This window comes from Arthrobacter sp. P1_A5 (assembly GCF_056406825.1).
In genome coordinates this window covers 1-14,087 of the sequence record NZ_JBFTZL010000092.1, presented here as the reverse complement: position 1 = coordinate 14,087, position 14,087 = coordinate 1, and the positions used below count along the sequence as shown (strand labels likewise).

The following is a 14,087-nucleotide window of genomic DNA, read 5'->3' as shown; positions in this document are numbered from 1 at the left end:
CCAGCGGGCATTGCCGATCAGGTCCCCGCCGACCTCGTTGGAGACGCAGGCGATGGTCACGTGCCGTTCCGTCAGGGGTTTGGCCAGGAGGGTGGCGTAGTCGAGCTCAATCTCCCGTTCCACCAGGCCCGTGACTTTCAGCGTCCATTCCGCCGGGTCCACCAGGGGAACGCGCAGGGCGGTGTCGATCCGGTAGAAATCCCTGTTCGGCGTTACGAGCGGGCCCAGCCCGTCCAGCCGGATCTCGGCGCCGGCCGGGATGGGCGGCGCGGGAGCGGCGGGCACGGGGAGGACCAGCTTGCTGCGCACTTCGCTGACGACGGCGGCAGCTCCCCTGAGGGTGGAGGCGAGCACACCGGCGACGGCGGCAACCGCGGCTGTCCCGCCCAGCGCCAACAGGAACCGGCGCCGGGCGGGCCCGGCGTCGTTGGCTGTGGCATCTGCACGCGCCGCGGCAGGGGCGTCCTGCGGGGCCGGCTCAACCGGTGGTGTTTCCGACGGGCCGGACGCCACCGCCGCCCGCCGGCCGGCATCGGGTTGCCACTCCAACAGTTTCCGGATGAGCCACCGCAACAGCGCGATCCCCACCAGTGCCACCAGCACCGGGACGGGGATGGCGTTGGCGGTCAGGTCGGCCCGGCTCAGCACGGCCACGAGCCCTACCGCGCCGAACACCGCGATGAGAATCACCCCGGCGAAACGGCGCCGCACTTCGAGGACTCCGGAGAGCGCCGCGAGCGCGGCGATGACCAGTGCCATGCCGCCTAGCAGCGCCACCTTGTCCGCCGTGCCGAACAAGGAAATGGCCCACTCCTTGACGCCCGGCGGGACGGTGTCGATCACGACCCCGCCGACGGCCGTCACCGGAGACACCGTGGGGCTCACCAGGCTGGCCGTGAGTTCACCGAGGACCACCGCCGCCCCCACGGCCACCAGTCCGGCCCCGGCGGCCCACAGGTCCCGGGACTGCCGCTGCCGGACTCCCGGTTCCGGATGCTGCTGTTCCCTGCCGGCGAGTGTGCCGCCGGTTTCCTTCCCCTGCCCGTCAAAGCCGACGCCGCTGCTCACTGTGCCCGTCCCGTCCGGAGTTCTTCCTCTACCGCGTCGCGCGGAATCCTGTTGTGTGTGCCCTGGGCTGCTGCTGCCGGGGCTGATGCTCCCCCGGCAGAAGTGCCGTGGCTGCCACCCGGCTCCTGGCCGGCTGCTCCCTGGCCGGGGAGCAGCAGCGAGAACCGACATCCGCCGTCGACGTTCTCCACGGTGACGGTGCCTTGATGGGCGCTGACGATTCCGGCGACGATGCTCAGGCCAAGGCCGGCGCCGCTGTAGCGCATGACGCCCGCCGGCTCATCCGGCCCGGGCACCCGGAAGCCGTCGCCCGGGGCCGCGCCATCAGGGGCCATACCGTCCAGTCCGTCGTCCGGGGCGGCCCAACGGCCGGCCTGCCGCCGCGCCGGGTCCTTCTGCCAGCCGGTTTCGAACACATGCGGGAGGTCCGCTTCCGGGATTCCGCCGCAGCCGTCGGTGACCGCGACGACGGCCCGGTCACCGTCCCGGCCGACTTCCACGGTGACCCTGGAGCCGGGTCTGCTGTGGACGATCGCGTTGAGCACGACGTTCCGGATGGCACGTCCCATCGAGGGGCCGTCGGCGAGGGCCAGGCTTTCCCGTTGGCCGCCGCCGTCGAGCGTAATGCCGTGCTGCTCCGCCAGCGCGGCGAGGTCGGCAATGGCGTCGCTGGCGAGGTCGTACAGGTCCAACGGCTCGGCCTTGAGCCGCATCGTTCCGGCATGGATCTTCGACAATTCCAGGAGGTCGTTGACCATGCCGGCCATGAGGTCGGTCTGCGCGATGAGTTTGCGGTAATAGCCGGGAACATCCGCGGCCATCCCGTCTTCCAGGGCCTCGGTCATGGCGCGCATGCTCGCCAGCGGCGTCCGCAGGTCGTGGGAGATCCAGCTGACCAGTTCGCGGCGGGCGTTCTCTACCGCAGCCTCACGCTGCCGGGAGGCCTCCAGCATCCGGCTGCTGGATTCGAGCTCGGCGGCGAGGGCGGCAAGTTCGTGGCTCATCACCGGGGACTGGATCCCGGGGCTCTCGCCGCGGCCGATGCTCCGGGCAGCCTCGACCAGCGCCTTGGCGTTCCGCGAGACCCTCGCTCCGAGCACGAGCGCGATCGAAACAGCCACGGCGGACGCCACGGCCAGGACGTACCACATCACTTCGAGGTCCCGGGCCGAGATGAACATGGCGTTGAAGGCGCTGACCATTCCGGCCGTCAGGACCGCCACGGCGGCGAGCACCACCACACAGATCTGGACCGCGAACGAGGCCCGGCGCAGGGATTTCAGGATGAGCAGCGACGCGGCCCCGATCAAGGCTCCCCAGGCCACGGCCCAGCCGATGATGGTCAGGAGTTCAGAGGTCTGCATCGGCGGACTCCTCATCGCTGGGGTCCAGCCGGTACCCCACGCCCCAGACCGTTTTCAGGACGGAGGGGCGGGTGGGGTCGTCCTCGATCTTCTCCCGCAGCCTCCGGACGTGCACCGTGACAGTGGACAGGTCCCCGTAGTCCCAGCCCCAGACCGCCTTCATGAGTTCCTCGCGGCTGAAGACCTGCCGGGGACGGCGGAGCATGAAGGCCAGCAGGTCGAACTCCCGGGCCGTCAGCGCCAGGGGCGTGCCGTGGCGTGAGACGGTGCGGGCGGCCGGGTTGAGGTCGAAACCGCCTACTTCGACGGAGGGCTCCGGGCTGAATTCGGGAATGCTCCTGCGCAGGACCGACCGGACCCGCAGCACCAGCTCGCGGGGCGAGAACGGCTTGGTGACGTAGTCGTCCGCGCCGGCTTCCAGGCCGAGGATCCGGTCGTCTTCCGTTCCGAGGGCAGTGAGCATGATGACCGGGACACTGTGTGCGGCACGGAGCCGGCGGCAGACTTCCACACCGTCCAGGCCCGGCAGCATCCGGTCCAGCAGGACGAGGTCCGGGCGGCGTTCGGCCGCAAGGCGCAGGGCCGTGAACCCGTCGGCTGCGAGGACCACCTGGTATCCCGCCTGGACGAGGTAGTCCCGGACCACTCCGGCGATGGTCGGTTCGTCCTCGACGAGAAGGATGCGCCGGTACTCCGTTGCGTCCGGGGCCGGCTGGGTCTTGTTCACGCTTCCAGCATAGGTTCGCCGCCACGGTCCGGGCAGGGCTCCGGACCCCCGCGGGACATCGTTCCCGAATCTGTAATATCCGTGCCGTCATGCGGCTGTGACGTGGGCCGCGAGGTGGCGTAGCCTGACTCTATGACAGTTCAACTGGGTATGCCCCAGCCCCGCGCGGCAGGCAGTCCCGGAGCGGTAATGCCTGCTGCAGCCGCGCTGCCCGGGCGTCCGGAGGGCCTGACTGCCGGGCTCGTGGATCGCTACGGCCGCCGTGCCACGGACATGCGCCTCTCACTGACGGACAAGTGCAATCTGCGTTGCACCTATTGCATGCCGGCCGAGGGCCTGGAATGGCTGTCCAAACAGGCGGTGATGTCCGCGGAGGAAATCGTCCGGATCGTACGGATCGGCGTCGACATGCTCGGCGTGCGCGAACTGCGGCTGACCGGCGGCGAGCCCCTGGTGCGCGCGGACCTGCTGCAGATCATCGCCGCGCTCCGCCAGGCCCACCCCGACCTGCCAATCTCGATGACCACCAACGCCGTCGGCCTGGACAAGAAGGCCGCCGGACTCAAAGCCGCGGGACTGACCAGAATCAACGTCTCGCTCGACTCCCTGCATGAAGAAACCTTTACCAAGCTGACCCGCCGGCCCTTCCTGGACAGGGTCCTCGCCGGCGTCGACGCCGCCTGGGCCGCAGGCCTGGGCCCGGTCAAGCTCAACGCTGTACTCATGCGCGGGATCAACGACGCCGAGTCACCGACCCTCCTGGCCTGGGCACTGGACCGCGGCTATGAACTGCGCTTCATCGAACAGATGCCGCTCGACGCGGACCACGGCTGGACCCGGCGGAACATGATCACCGCCGCGGAGATCCGCGAACTGCTCTCGGTCGACTACGTGCTCAGTTCCGACCCGCGGGACCGCGACGGCGCCCCGGCGGAACGCTTCGAAGTCCGGGCCCGGGTTCCCGGCACCGACCGCGCCACCGGCCCTCTGCTCGGCACTGTGGGCATCATCGCCTCCGTCACGGAGCCGTTCTGCTCGGACTGCCGCCGGACGCGCATCACCGCCGAGGGCAAGATCATGAGCTGCCTGTTCTCACGCGAGGAAGTGGATCTGCTGGGGCTGCTGCGCGAGGGTGCCAGCGACGAACAGCTCGCCGAACGCTGGCAGGATGCCATGTGGATCAAGCCCAAGGCCCACGGCATGGACCATGTGGGCCTCGACGCGCCCGACTTCGTCCAGCCGGACCGCAGCATGAGCGCCATCGGAGGCTGATTTTTTCGTGAATGTACGCTACTTCGCTGCCGCACGCGCTGCCGCCGGCGTGGATGAAGAACGCTACGACCTCGCCGACGGCGACACCCTCGCCTCGCTGCTCGAGGCGATCCTCGCCGTCGAGCGCCCCGAACCGCCGGCCGGTACGCCGCCGCTGGCCCGCATCCTGTCCCGCTCCAGCTTCCTGCTCAACGAAGTTGCCGTGCGGGACCATGCCGCGGCGCTCAAGCCCGCCGACGTCGTCGACGTGCTGCCGCCGTTCGCCGGCGGGTAGGCACAGCACAGCTGGGCCCGGCACTGGCGGGCTATCGCGTGGACCGGACCGGTCCTAGAGTGTGGACTACCCCGCGGCAGGCGACAAACAATCAGGAGAGCGCCATGTTCACACTGCAGATTGAGCACAGGATCAAGGATTTTGGCATGTGGAAGACCGCCTTCGACCGCGATCCGGTGAACCGGGCGGCGTCTGGTGTCACTGCGTACCGGATCAGCCGCCCGGTGGACGACCCGCACTATGTGGTGGTCGAGTTGGACTTCGACCAACGCGAGCAAGCGGAAGCCTTGTTGGCCAATCTTCAGGCGAAGGTCTGGAACTCCGCCGACGCCGCCCCGGCCCTACAAGGGGCTCCAAAGACCCGGATCCTCGAAGCCGCATCCTGAGACCTCACACCGGGACGGAGGCGCCCTCAGCGACGCGACGGCACACGGTGGTCATGAAGGGCGTGAAGTCACTCGCCCTGCCCAGGCGGAGACCGGCGGCGTGAGTCAGTTCACCGTCGTCCACCCGGAAGGTGTGCCGTGCGGTGCCGCGGTCACTCCGGCGTTCCACGGTCAAGGTGCCGCCTTCCATGCTGGCGCGCGCGGGTCCCTCGGGCGGCAACCCCAAGCTGTTGACGTGGTACCAGAAGGCCTCGGGATGGTCCGGGTCCGTCGTGAAGACACCGTGGCCCTCGGACCGGGTCCCGTCCGCATCCGTGTGCCGGTAGCTCTGGGTGACCGCAAGCCCGGCGGCTGCCCGGGAAAAGATAATCTCGGTGTCCGCGGTGCGCGCCGGACCCCACGCGGTTGCCTCCCAGTGCGTGGTTCCCGTCCAATGGCCCAGGAAAGCCTCAAGCGCCTCGCATGCACTACCTGGCAGCGGCCGGTCCACAGTTTCTCCCATACGGAGTTCCTCCCGAGTGACCCCGCCACTATCATGACGCCGTGCCAGTTGGAATGTCTAGGCCAGGAGCCCGAACGTCTCGGTTTCCTCGAACGGCCCGACCACCGTGACGGTCCGCGGGGCTGCCGCGAGCTCACGGGCGAGCTCCTGGACCTCCGCGGCTGTGACGGCCTTGATCTGGCGGAGGGTCTCATCGATGTCCTGGTACTCGCCGGACACCAGTTCCGCGCGGCCCAGCCGGGACATCCGGGAACCGGTGTCCTCCAGCGCCAGCACGATTCCGCCGCACAGCTGCCCCTCCGCCTTGCGGAGCTCCTCGTCTGAGATGCCGTCGGCAGCCAGCTTGTCCAGTTCACCGCCCAGCAGATCAATGACCTGACGGACCTTCGACGGGGTGCATCCGGCGTACATGCCGAAATAGCCGGCATCGGCGTAGGAGGAGGCGAAAGAGTAGGTCGAGTAGACGAGTCCGCGCTTTTCCCGGACCTCCTGGAAGAGGCGGGAGGACATGCCGCCGCCGAGGACGGCGTTGAGCACACTCATCACAAAGCGGCGGCCGTCGGTGGCGACCAGCGACGGGCAACCCATAATGATGTTGGCCTGCTCCACCTGCCTCTTGACCACATGCAGGCCGGCCGTGCCGGTGATCGATGCACGTTCGGTGGAGCGGCGCTGCACGGGGGCGGCCGCGGCCTCAAGGTTCCAGCCGGCGGAGTGCAGGGCATCCACCACGAGCCCGCAGACGACGTCGTGGTCCAGGCCGCCGGCCGCGGTGACCACGAGCTCGTCGGGACGGTAGTAGCGGCGGTAGTGGTCCCACACCGAGTCGCGCGCCACGGCCCGGATGGCTGCCGGCGTGCCGCCGATGGGGCGGCCCAGCGGGTGCGTTCCCAGCACGGCGGCCACGAAGTTCTCGTGCGCGACGTCGGTGGGATCGTCGCTGTCCATGGCGATTTCCTCGAGGATGACGTCCCGCTCCTGCTCCATCTCCTGCGGGTCCAGGACCGCGCCGGTGATCATGTCCGCGATGACGTCGATCGCCATGGGAAGGTCCGTGTCCAGCACGCGGGCGAAGTAGCAGGTGCTCTCCTTCGCGGTGGCCGCATTGGATTCCCCGCCGACCTCGTCGAAGGCCGAGGCGATCTCCAGCGCGGTGCGGCGCTTGGTGCCCTTGAAGAGCAGGTGCTCCAGGAAGTGCGTTGAGCCGTGCTGGCCGGGAGCCTCGTCGCGGGAGCCGACGCCGACCCAGAAACCGATCGTGGCAGAGCGCTGGCCCGGCATCGCTTCGGTGAGGACGCGGACGCCGCCGGGCAGGACCGAGCGTCGCACCTCGGAGCCGCCGTCGGCGCCGTGGATCAGGGTGTCAGCGTGCTGGTTCTGCTCTAGCGGCAGGGGGACGACAGTCATCAAGGCCTTTCATTGAACACATGCCAAATCTGCCTGCCATCCTACCTTTAACAGCAGCGGGGCCGGTGGTTGATCCACCGGCCCCGCTTTTTGACTCAGGAGAGACTACTCTGCGGCGTCCGCGGAGACCTCGGCGTCGTCAGCGTTTTCCGCGCCAGCCTCCTCAGCCACTACGGGCGAGAGGGACAGCTTTCCGCGATCGTCGATCTTGGTGATTTCCACCTGGATCTTCTGGCCCACGGAGACGACGTCGTCGACGTTGTCCACGCGCTTGCCGCCGGCGATCTTGCGCAGCTCGGAGATGTGCAGGAGGCCGTCCTTGCCCGGGGTCAGGGAAACGAAGGCGCCGAAGGTGGTGGTCTTGACGACCGTGCCCAGGTAGCGCTCACCGATTTCCGGGATCTGCGGGTTGGCGATGGCGTTGATCGCGGACCGTGCTGCGTCGGCAGACGGGCCGTTGGTGGCGCCAATGTAGACAGTTCCGTCGTCCTCGATCGAGATGTCGGCTCCGGTGTCTTCCTGGATCTGGTTGATCATCTTGCCCTTCGGGCCGATGACCTCGCCGATCTTGTCAACCGGGATCTTGACCGCGATGACGCGCGGCGCGAACTCGGAGAGCTCGTCCGGGGTGTCGATCGCGGAGTTCAGGACGTCCAGGATGTGCAGGCGGGCTTCGCGGGCCTGCTTCAGGGCGGCGGCCAGAACCGAGGCCGGGATGCCGTCGAGCTTCGTGTCCAGCTGGATGGCCGTGACGAACTCGGAGGTACCGGCAACCTTGAAGTCCATGTCACCGAAGGCATCTTCGGCGCCGAGGATATCGGTCAGGGCGGCGTAACGGGTCTGGCCGTCGACCTGGTCGGAGACCAGGCCCATGGCGATACCGGCAACAGCAGCCTTCAGCGGCACGCCTGCGTTCAGCAGGGACAGCGTGGAGGCGCAGACGGAACCCATCGACGTCGAACCGTTGGAGCTGAGAGCCTCAGACACCTGGCGGATGGCGTAGGGGAATTCCTCGCGGGACGGCAGCACCGGCATGATGGCGCGCTCTGCGAGGGCACCGTGGCCGATTTCGCGGCGCTTCGGGGAACCGACGCGGCCGGTCTCGCCGGTGGAGTACGGCGGGAAGTTGTAGTTGTGCATGTAGCGCTTGCGCGTCACGGGAGACAGCGAGTCGATCTGCTGTTCCATCTTGAGCATGTTCAGCGTGGTGACACCCATGATCTGGGTCTCGCCGCGTTCGAAGATGGCCGAGCCGTGGACGCGGGGCAGAACCTCAACCTCGGCGGTGAGCTGGCGGATGTCCGTCAGGCCGCGGCCGTCGATGCGGATCTGGTCCTTGAGGATGCGCTGGCGCACAACCTGCTTGGTGACGGAGCGGAAGGCTGCGGACAGCTCCTTCTCGCGGCCTTCGAACTGGCCGGCCAGGGAAGAAGTGACCTCGTCCTTGAGCTCGTCGGACGCGGTGTCGCGTTCCTGCTTGTCGGCGATCTGGAAGACAGCGGCCAGCTTCTCGGCGGCAGCGGACTCCACGGCGGCGTAGACGTCGTCCTGGTAGTCCAGGAAGACCGGGAACTCGACGGTCGGCTTGGCGGCGCGGGCTGCCAGGTCGGACTGTGCTTCGCAGAGGGCCTTGATGAACGGCTTGGCAGCCTCGAGGCCCTCGGAGACAACCTCTTCGGTCGGGGCGGTGGCGCCCTGTTCCTTGATGAGGTTCCAGGAGTTGTCGGTGGCTTCGGCTTCAACCATCATGATGGCGACGTCGTCACCGGCGATGCGGCCGGCGACGACCATGTTGAAGACGGCGTTCTCGAGCTGGGAGTGCTTCGGGAACGCAACCCACTGCGAGCCGTTCTCGTCGGCAACGAGGGCAACGCGGACGCCGCCGATCGGGCCGGAGAAGGGCAGGCCGGAAAGCTGGGTGGACATCGAGGACGCGTTGATCGCGACGACGTCGTAGAGCTCGTCCGGGTTGATGGACAGCACGGTGACGACGATCTGGACTTCGTTGCGCAGGCCCTTGACGAACGCGGGGCGCAGCGGGCGGTCCATGAGGCGGCAGGCCAGGATGGCTTCCGTGGAGGGACGGCCTTCGCGGCGGAAGAACGAGCCCGGGATGCGGCCGGCGGCGTACATACGCTCTTCGACGTCGACGGTCAGCGGGAAGAAGTCGAAACCTTCACGCGGGTGCTTGCCGGCGGTGGTTGCGGACAGCAGCGCGGTCTCTTCATCGATGTAGACCATCGCTGCGCCGGCTGCCTGCTTGGCAAGGCGGCCGGTTTCAAAGCGGATTACACGCTTGCCGAAGCGGCCATTGTCAATGATTGCTTCTGAGAACTGGATTTCGGGACCCTCCATAGAGAGTCACCTCCGTTTCTTGGTTCACGGAGCCCAGCCGCATCAACCCAGTCCAGCATCTGTCTACTGGCCTGCACTGCACCCGGTCATCGATCGAGACCCACGGGCCGGGCCTCATTCCTTGAGGCCGTTCCCGGGGATCACTACCGAGGACCGCGAATGCGTGATGCGGTTGATCCTCCTGTTTAGTTTTTTCCTGAAGAAGGCGGCCCTTTCCGGTCCGGAAGGGGCCGCCCCTTAAAGCTGACTAGCGACGCAGGCCGAGGCGCTCGATGAGCTTACGGTAGCGGGTGATGTCAGTGTTCTTGAGGTAGGTGAGCATGCGCTTGCGACGACCAACCATGGCCAGCAGACCGCGCTGGGTGTGGTAATCGTGCTTGTGCTCCTTCATGTGCTCAGTGAGATCCTTGATCCGCTGAGTCAGGACTGCAACCTGGACCTCCGGCGAACCGGTGTCGCCCTCGGACGTTGCGAAATCCTTGATGATGGACTGCTTTACAGCGGCTTCAAGTGCCACAATAACTCCTAGAGATGTGCCGTGAGGCCCGAATCAGTAAGTCACTGCCGGGGGTGCCGTCCCGGAATCCCCCCGCCGAAGCCGGGCATTCCGTACACAACAGGAGCCAGCCGCCACGGACTGCAGCCGGATCCAACGTTCAGTTTAGTGGCACGTCCGCGGTCTTGTCGAAACCGCCGGGCGCGGCCGCCGACTCTGCCGGCGCGCCAGCTGCCTGCGGCGGTTGCGGTTTTCCACTTTCCTGGGCTGCGAGAAGTTCGCGAATAGCGGCGACGCCCCGGTAAAGCTCCGCGAAGGATGTGCTGAGCGGCGAGAGCCCGATCCGGAGGCCCTGCGGGGCGCGGAAATCGGGAATCACGTCTTGGTCCCACAATGTGGCCGTCATTTCACGGAAGGCCGGGTGGTCGATCGTCACGTGGCTGCCGCGCAGTTCCGCCGCCCGCGGGGTGGACAGCTGCACGCCGGCCGGCGCCAGCCAGGCGTCGTAAAGTTCGAGGGCATAAGCGGTCAGCAGCCGTGACTTCTCCCGCAGTGACGCCATCCCCGCCTCCTCGATCAGGTCCAGGGTGCCGCGCATGGCGAGCATCCCGAAGATCGCCGGAGTGCCGCTAAGGAAGCCGCGGATGCCGGGGGCGGCCTCGTAGCCAGGACCCATCTCGAACGCGTCCCTGCGCCCCATCCAGCCCCAGATGGGCTGCTGCAGCCCGGCCAGGTGCCGTGCGTTGATGTAGGCGAATGCGGGCGAGCCCGGTCCCCCGTTCAGATATTTGTAGGTGCAGCCTGCCGCGAAGTCGACGTCGGCGTCGTCCAAAGCGATCTCTACAGACCCGGCGGAGTGGCACAGGTCCCACACCACCAGGGCGCCGGCGTCGTGGATTGCCGCGGTGATGCCCGGCAGGTCCGCGAGGAAGCCGGAGCGGTAGGCGATCTGGCTCAGGACCACGACGGCGGTGGCCGGGCCGGTGGCGTCCCGCACCTGCTCGACGGTGACGCCGGAGGCGGGATCGGCGTCGATCCAGCGAAGGGTCAGGCCTTCTTCACGTGCGATTCCCTCCACCAGGTAGCGGTCCGTGGGGAAATTATCCGTGTCCAGGACGATCTCGGTCCGGGCCGGATCAGTGACGGCTGCCAGCGCGGCGCGGATGAGCTTGTACAGCACCACGGTGGTGGAATCGGCAATGATCGTCTGCCCCGGCGCCGCGCCGAGCACGGCGCGGCCGAGCTGGTCGCCGATCTTCTCGGGCAGTTCGAGCCATTCCTCGTCCCAGCCCCGGATCAGGCGGCCGCCCCAGCGGTCCTGGATGAAGCTGCTGATGTCGGTGACGGTCCGCTTGAGCGGACGGCCCAGGGAGTTGCCGTCCAGGTAGGACAGGTCCGTGTCCGTGCCGACGAAGTGGTCGCGGTAGCCGGCCAGCGGATCCGCGGCGTCGAGCTCAAGGGCGCGCTGCCACAGGCTGTCCGTCGATTCGGTGTTGGCGGAGATGCTCACTGGCCGATCTCCGTCCGCACGGCGAAGAGCTCGGGGAAGAAGGTCAGTTCGAGGGCCTTCTGCAGGAACGCGGCGCCGCTGGATCCGCCGGTGCCGGCCTTCATGCCGATGGTCCGCTGGACGGTGCGCAGGTGGCGGAAACGCCACAGCTGGAAGTTGTCCTCAAGGTCCACAAGTTCCTCGCAGGCCTCGTATGCGCCCCAGTTGTCGGCGGCGTTCTCGTAGATGTACTTGAACACCGGGACCAGTTCGGGGCAGAACTCGTGGGCCTTGGTGACGTCGCGCTCCAGCAGGGAGTCAGGGACGTCAAAGCCCTGGCGCTTGAGATAGGCGAGGAAATCGTCGTAGATGCTGGGGGCTTCGAGCAGTTCGCGCAGCATCTCGTGGGCCTCGGGGTCCGATTCGAACACCGGAAGCATCTTGGCGTTCTTGTTGCCGAGGAGGAACTCCACCGCACGGTACTGGCTGGACTGGAATCCGGACGAATTGCCGAGGAAGCCGCGGAACTGGGAGTACTCGGTGGGCGTCAGGGTGGCCAGCACGGACCATTGCTCGGTGAGCGTCTTCTGAATGTGCTTGACGCGGGCGATCGCCTTCAGGGCGGACCCGAGGTCGTCCGACCGCAGCCACGCGGCGGCGCTGCGAAGCTCGTGCAATACCAGCTTCAGCCACAGCTCCGTGGTCTGGTGCTGGATGATGAACAGCATCTCGTCGTGGTGTTCCGGGGTGCTGACCGGCTGCTGGGCGCTGAGCAGGGTGGGCAACTGCAGGTACGACGCGTAGCTCATCCGCGCACTGAAATCCCGGACAATGTCCTGGTCCAGTTCCCTCGTGTTTTTCTCGATGGTCACGTGTCTTGCCTTCCTTGCCAAGTGGCTGTGAATCAGCGCGCTCCAGTGAATCAGAACATTGTCCGCGCGGGGGCCGACGCCGATCCGGCCGGGTTTTTAGTGGGCGAACAGGAGGTCGTGGGCCTGGACGACGTCCAGGCGCATCTGCTCCACCAAAGCTTCAGCCCCACGGTACGCCACCATGCCGCGGAGCCTGGCGACAAATTCCACCACAACTGTCTGGTCGTACAGATCGAAGTCGTCGGGAGACTCTTCCGGGCGGTCGATCACGTGGGCCTCGACCTGACGGCTCACGCCGTCGAACGTCGGGTTCGAGCCCACGGAGATGGCGGCGGGCCAGCGCGTGCCTGCCTGGTCCACGAGCCAGCCGGCGTAGATGCCGTCCGCGGGGATGTACCCGGTGGCCGTCGAGGAGAGGTTCGCGGTGGGGAACCCGAGGTCGCGGCCGCGTGCGGCACCGTGCACCACCTCGCCGCGCATCCGGTGCGGCCTGCCGAGGACGGCAGCGGCGGTGGCGACGTCGCCCGCGCGCAGGGCCTCGCGCACCCACGTGGACGAACAGCGGCGGTCCGTGCCGTCGTCGTCGTGGATGGGAAAGCCCTCTGAGCCGAATTCGCTGATGACCAGCACCTCGAACCCGAGCTTCTTGCCCAGCTCCTGCATGGTGGCGAGGTCGCCGGAATTGCCGCGGCCAAACCGGGCGTCGTGGCCGACCACCACGTGGCTGGCCTTGAGGCTGTCGACCAGCACAGTCGCGACGAATTCCTCGGGAGTGAGGCTGGCGAGCTCCATCGAGTACTTCATCACCAGCACGGCATCGAGGCCGAGCTCTCCAAGAGCCACGAGCTTGTCCTCCAGCCCCATGATCAGTTCGGGAGCCGATTCCGGGCGGTGTACCTGCGCGGGGTGCGGGTCGAAGGTGATGGCGACGGCGCGTGCGTGGTTCAACCGGGCGGTACGGATCAGCTGCGACAGCACCTGCTGGTGGCCGCGGTGCACGCCGTCGAAATTGCCGAACGTGACAACCGAAGGACCAAAGTCCGCCGGGACCTCGGACAGATCGTTCCAGATGTGGACCATCAACCTCGCCTTTTGCTGCCTGCCATGAACTGCTCCGGAGCGACCGTGCCGGCTCCGGAACTCTCTTAGATTACCCGCAATCCGGGCAACTCCCGGACGGTCCGCCGGGCTTTCGGGGCATCCGCGTAAAGGCCCCGCCGGAGGGACCACGGTTAATCGGCGGCAGGGCGAAGGTGTGAGGCGGGCGCGCACTAGCGCCCGAGCAAAAGCCGCCGCTCGCTGTCGCGCACCGTCTGTTTCCGCCAATTCCGCCAATGCAGCAGCACGGCGACGAGGATGAGGGGGACGTGGAGCCCGGGCAGGATATTCGCTAACCACCGCGGCAGGTAAATGTCCGTGACGGAGCCAGAGCCGTCGCCAAGATTTTTCGCGACGACGGTCAGCGGGCATTGGAAGCCGGTGCCCGCAAAAATCAGCGATTCGCTGGCAACCACGACGGCGGCAGCCCTCGTTTTCCGGTCATTTCGGCCCGTGATGCCGGCGTACAGGACGTAAGCCATACAGGCCTCGATCACGAGCCAGGCAAGGGTGTGGAGCGTCTTTACTGCCCGCAGCATCAGACTGCGCTGGTCCATGCCTCCACCCTAGGCCCGACCGGGCGCGCATGCTTGGGACTTTCGGCCCGGTGCAGGGAGCCCGGCGACGTAGGGCGCTGATTTCGGGGGTCCCACCGAGTCAGTCGAGGCGAGCTTCAGTCCAGGCGACGGGGTCACTCCAGGCGGAAGTAGCTGTTCCGTCGGGGTGTCCGGGCTGGGTCGAGGTGGGGTGGCGGGATGAACCAGGGGATTCCGGTGC

Annotated in this window: 14 protein-coding genes; 3 read left to right on the top strand and 11 right to left on the bottom strand. The window is 67.3% G+C overall.

Annotation, left to right across the window (positions count from 1 at the left end):
- From AC1D1S_RS13190 to AC1D1S_RS13180, 3 genes are all read right to left on the bottom strand, one after another.
- The coding region (locus tag AC1D1S_RS13190; protein ID WP_476994669.1) for a molybdopterin-dependent oxidoreductase at positions 1–1,068 on the bottom strand (1,068 nt) is incomplete at its 3' end.
- On the bottom strand, positions 1,065–2,432 hold the full coding sequence (locus AC1D1S_RS13185; RefSeq protein WP_476994668.1) for a sensor histidine kinase: 1,368 nt from the start codon (positions 2,430–2,432) through the stop codon (positions 1,065–1,067). The genes AC1D1S_RS13185 and AC1D1S_RS13190, both read right to left, overlap by 4 nt.
- A complete protein-coding gene (locus AC1D1S_RS13180) occupies positions 2,419–3,159 on the bottom strand; it encodes a response regulator transcription factor (protein WP_476994667.1) in 741 nt (246 codons plus the stop codon). The genes AC1D1S_RS13185 and AC1D1S_RS13180 overlap by 14 nt, the downstream gene beginning before the upstream one ends.
- A 132-nt stretch (positions 3,160–3,291) precedes the next feature.
- On the opposite strand from AC1D1S_RS13180, the gene moaA reads away from it, so the two are divergent.
- The 3 genes from moaA (at position 3,292) to AC1D1S_RS13165 (ending at position 5,091) form a co-directional block, all read left to right on the top strand.
- On the top strand, positions 3,292–4,431 hold the full coding sequence (gene moaA / locus AC1D1S_RS13175; RefSeq protein ID WP_476994666.1) for a GTP 3',8-cyclase MoaA: 1,140 nt from the start codon (positions 3,292–3,294) through the stop codon (positions 4,429–4,431).
- 7 nt (positions 4,432–4,438) lie between these two features.
- Positions 4,439–4,705 carry a MoaD/ThiS family protein gene (locus AC1D1S_RS13170; RefSeq protein ID WP_229992995.1) on the top strand — a complete coding sequence of 89 codons (267 nt, stop codon included), beginning with the start codon at positions 4,439–4,441 and terminating at the stop codon, positions 4,703–4,705.
- Between the two features lie 104 nt (positions 4,706–4,809).
- A complete protein-coding gene (locus AC1D1S_RS13165) occupies positions 4,810–5,091 on the top strand; it encodes a hypothetical protein (protein ID WP_028277204.1) in 282 nt (93 codons plus the stop codon).
- 4 nt (positions 5,092–5,095) lie between these two features.
- Here the strand turns inward: AC1D1S_RS13165 and AC1D1S_RS13160 are convergent, their stop codons facing one another.
- The 8 genes from AC1D1S_RS13160 to AC1D1S_RS13125 all read right to left on the bottom strand — a co-directional run bounded on the left by AC1D1S_RS13160 (position 5,096) and on the right by AC1D1S_RS13125 (position 13,867).
- Positions 5,096–5,593, bottom strand: a complete 498-nt coding sequence (locus tag AC1D1S_RS13160; protein WP_476994665.1) for a DUF1579 domain-containing protein — start codon at positions 5,591–5,593, stop codon at positions 5,096–5,098.
- 57 nt (positions 5,594–5,650) lie between these two features.
- A complete protein-coding gene (locus AC1D1S_RS13155) occupies positions 5,651–7,000 on the bottom strand; it encodes a M16 family metallopeptidase (RefSeq protein WP_476994664.1) in 1,350 nt (449 codons plus the stop codon).
- A 105-nt stretch (positions 7,001–7,105) separates the two neighbouring features.
- Positions 7,106–9,355 (bottom strand): polyribonucleotide nucleotidyltransferase, encoded by a 2,250-nt coding sequence (locus tag AC1D1S_RS13150; RefSeq protein ID WP_243181749.1) that lies wholly within the window; start codon positions 9,353–9,355, stop codon positions 7,106–7,108.
- 247 nt (positions 9,356–9,602) lie between these two features.
- On the bottom strand, positions 9,603–9,872 hold the full coding sequence (gene rpsO, locus AC1D1S_RS13145) for a 30S ribosomal protein S15 (protein ID WP_018774485.1): 270 nt from the start codon (positions 9,870–9,872) through the stop codon (positions 9,603–9,605).
- A 139-nt stretch (positions 9,873–10,011) separates the two neighbouring features.
- Positions 10,012–11,361: a kynureninase gene (gene kynU / locus AC1D1S_RS13140; RefSeq protein ID WP_476994663.1), complete on the bottom strand. Its 1,350-nt coding sequence runs from the start codon at positions 11,359–11,361 to the stop codon at positions 10,012–10,014.
- Positions 11,358–12,212, bottom strand: coding sequence for a tryptophan 2,3-dioxygenase (gene kynA / locus AC1D1S_RS13135; protein WP_028277200.1), 855 nt, complete (start codon positions 12,210–12,212; stop codon positions 11,358–11,360). Before kynA ends, kynU begins: the two co-directional genes overlap by 4 nt.
- Before the next feature lie 96 nt (positions 12,213–12,308).
- Positions 12,309–13,292: a bifunctional riboflavin kinase/FAD synthetase gene (locus tag AC1D1S_RS13130; protein ID WP_243181747.1), complete on the bottom strand. Its 984-nt coding sequence runs from the start codon at positions 13,290–13,292 to the stop codon at positions 12,309–12,311.
- Between the two features lie 191 nt (positions 13,293–13,483).
- Positions 13,484–13,867: a hypothetical protein gene (locus AC1D1S_RS13125; protein WP_028277198.1), complete on the bottom strand. Its 384-nt coding sequence runs from the start codon at positions 13,865–13,867 to the stop codon at positions 13,484–13,486.
- Positions 13,868–14,087 lie beyond the last annotated feature (220 nt).